The organism is Microbacterium sp. MRS-1, assembly GCF_000585455.1.
Taxonomy (GTDB): domain Bacteria; phylum Actinomycetota; class Actinomycetes; order Actinomycetales; family Microbacteriaceae; genus Microbacterium; species Microbacterium laevaniformans.
Map to the genome: position 1 here is coordinate 1 of NZ_JAUF01000117.1, position 2,936 is coordinate 2,936.

At 63.8% G+C, this 2,936-nt stretch carries 2 protein-coding genes; both read left to right on the top strand.

The window, feature by feature from the left end; genetic code table 11:
* Positions 1-150: 150 nt before the first annotated feature.
* Positions 151-1,617, top strand: a complete 1,467-nt coding sequence (locus AS96_RS14310) for an AAA family ATPase (protein ID WP_036291205.1) — start codon at positions 151-153, stop codon at positions 1,615-1,617.
* Entirely contained in the window at positions 1,614-2,621 is a 1,008-nt protein-coding gene (locus AS96_RS14315) for a hypothetical protein (RefSeq protein WP_036291209.1), read from the top strand. The genes AS96_RS14310 and AS96_RS14315 overlap by 4 nt, the downstream gene beginning before the upstream one ends.
* The last annotated feature ends 315 nt before the right edge of the window (positions 2,622-2,936 follow it).

The window sequence follows — 2,936 nt, forward strand, 5'->3', positions numbered from 1 at the left end:
TCGCGACACACCTCAAGGATCGCCCACCCGCCCCACAACAGCATTTAGCAACACGGCCTAGTAGACGCGGCCCCCGAGCCGGGCAACCCAAATGCACAGCACAGCAACGTCGAGTACGGCGCAGACTGGGTCGGAATCGACACCAGGTCGATGAAGGCCAAGCGCGACGCACAGCGTCAGCGCGAGCGCGATGCCATCGCTGCGGAGCAAGCGCGGCTGAAACGGGAGGAAGAGGAGATTCTCTCCTCCTTCGCGAACGATGAGGCGGACGCACCGCCGCGCCGGGTCGCTCTCGCCGCCCCCGAGGAAGCCGCCCAGCCGCCGAAGCAGGTCTCGGCGCCGAGCTCCTTGGTTGAGCGGCTCCACATCGAGAATCTGCGGTCGTTCGCCGGAGCCCACGACATCACCATTGCTCCGATCACCCTGATCTACGGGCCGAACTCCGCGGGCAAATCAACGGTGATCAAAGCCCTGCGACTCCTCATGCAGGTGGTCGACTCGGGACGCTTCGACGCGCTTCGTCCGTGGGACGCTGCATTCAGCGAGTCGAGCGCGCGCAGCCTGATGACCTACTCCGAACCCGACCCAGACGACCCGAGCGGCTATCAATGGCGATCACCGCTCGTGCTCGGCGTCGACTTCGCAGCTCAGGATGGCCGGCGTGCGCATGCCGCGCTCGAGTACGACCTCAACCCTGTGGGTTCGATCGATGTCCACACCACATCGTTCGGCCCGCTCGATACGGGATCGGTGACCCGTAAGCGGTTCACACCGGAGAACTTCGACGACGACCACGACCCCTTCCACCCCGCAGACTTCGGCGAGTCGCAGCTCGCGACGTTCATCGTCGAGGAGAGCGAGAATGGCGAGGCGTGGTCTCGGGAGATGAAGCTCATCGATGCCGAGCTATTCGGACACGCCGACCGGAAGCTGCAAGCAGAACTCTTCGAGATGGCCTTCCTACTCCGCTACCTGGGTCCTCATCGCGGCGCCCCGGGCAAGGCCTACGACCCCGTCAGTGGCGCCTTCAACTCCGGCTGGTTCGATGGGTACCGGAAGCCGCGACGGCCGGGATTCAGCGAGTTCGACCTCTTGAATCAGATGCTGGCTCAGCTCGAGATTCCATACGTGTTCGAGGAGGATCCGCTCTGGAAGCTCCGCAATCCGCACCAGCAGAAGTGGACGCTGAAAGACGTCCGCTCGGGCGCACCTGTCGACCTCGACCAGGTTGGTTACGGCGTGAGCCAGCTTCTGCCGGTCATTGACGTGTGCGTTCATGCCGAGCGGCAGATCATCTGCATCGAGGAGCCGGAGTTGCACCTCCACCCGCGCTTGCAGGCACGTCTCGGCAACTTGTTCGCGACTGCTGCGGTGATGGGCCGAAACCAAGTCATCGTCGAGACTCACTCCGAGGCGATCCTTCTTCGCCTGCGGCGTCTGATCCGCGGCGGGAAGCTCCGCCCGGATGACGTTGCAGTCATCTACGTCGACAACACCGCAGCCGAAGGTGCCTCCCTGCGCCGCCTTCGACTCGGCGCCCGCGGCGAACTCCTCGATCCATGGCCAACCGGGTTCTTCGACGATGGGCTGGCCGACATCCTCGGGATCACCGCATGAGGCAGCCGCAGGTGCTGTTCCCGATCGCGGTGGATCCGGGCGCGCTGGCTGATCATCCAACCGATCGTGACCAACTGATCCATCGCGAGGTTGTCACAACCCTGGGCGCCCACGGGATTCTGGCACTTCCCGAAGCCGATCGCGAAGCACTATTTCGGGCCATCGGGAACCTCGGCGACCTGTCAAAGACTCTGTGGATCAAGCAACTGGCCAGTCTCAACGACCTAAACCGTCTCGATCAGCTCCCAAGCGCCATGGGTGTGAGCGAGCGCCTGCGACACAAGGACGAAGAAGGGAACGGCCAGACCGACGCGCGCGTGTTCGTCGCCAGCCGCGCGCTTGCCGAGGAGTTCGGGGTCGACGACACGTCGGGATCCAATACCGTCGACGACTCGGATGTCGTCCTCGCGAGCACGATCCACAGGTCGCCGGCCGTGGTTGCTGCGAAGGAGGCCGGCCTGTTCCCGACCGGCAAGACGCGCCGCCCCGCCGTCGCGAATACCTTCATCCATCCGCTCGCAGAGCGTTCATCCGCAGTGAAGATCCTCGACCCGCACATTCTCGAAGGTCTCATCAGCGGCAACAGCACCACGTCGCATGCCGAGTGGCTCATCCAGACGCTCGCCGACTCGATGCCGGCGAACGCGACCTTGTCCATCCTGGGGAAGCTCCAGCGCGACTGGCAGACGGCAGACCGCCCACGCCATGAGGCACGCATCGAAAACTTCTTGAGCAAAGCGCTCCATAGGCGGACTCTGCCGATAGCCGTCGAGGTGCGCCTCTTGAAGTCCACCGCGCTCCGAGATCGCTTCATCTGGTTCAGTTCGGGATCTTCGTTCGACGTCCTGCACAACTTCACGGCGCTATCGAGCGAGGTGCTGAACGACAATCTCCGCTTCATCCGGCACGACGACAGAACCGCGCGGCAGACGCTTCAGGCGGCCGAGGCAATGGAGAGTAATACCCAGCCGACGATGGTGAGCATCACGAAGTTCATCGCGTGAGCACGCTTGCGCGCTGGGCGTTCACGTCAGCGGTAACACGCGTCCGATATTGGTCGCCTTCGCCGCAGTCTAAATCCGGACTGACCGCAAGAACCCGCGCAACGCACGTGACCCCATCGGTCCGTGCCCGCAAGCCGGTCGATCAGCGCACCCGACCGGCTCCGGACCACGTCCCGGCGGTTGCCGGCGACCACAGGAGCGTATACCCCGCACGATCAAATGCGCGCTGACGGACCATATCCGCTCCAAGTTGTCGACGACGGTCGAAAATGAGGCCAATGCGACGGGCGAAAATGGGGCCACCTCGTTGTCGTT

Bases quoted from the DNA above. Each gene is read 5' to 3' on its own strand.
- AS96_RS14310 (WP_036291205.1), top strand. From the start codon at position 151: ATGAAGGCCAAGCGCGACGCACAGCGTCAGCGCGAGCGCGATGCCATC.
- AS96_RS14315 (WP_036291209.1), top strand. From the start codon at position 1,614: ATGAGGCAGCCGCAGGTGCTGTTCCCGATCGCGGTGGATCCGGGCGCG.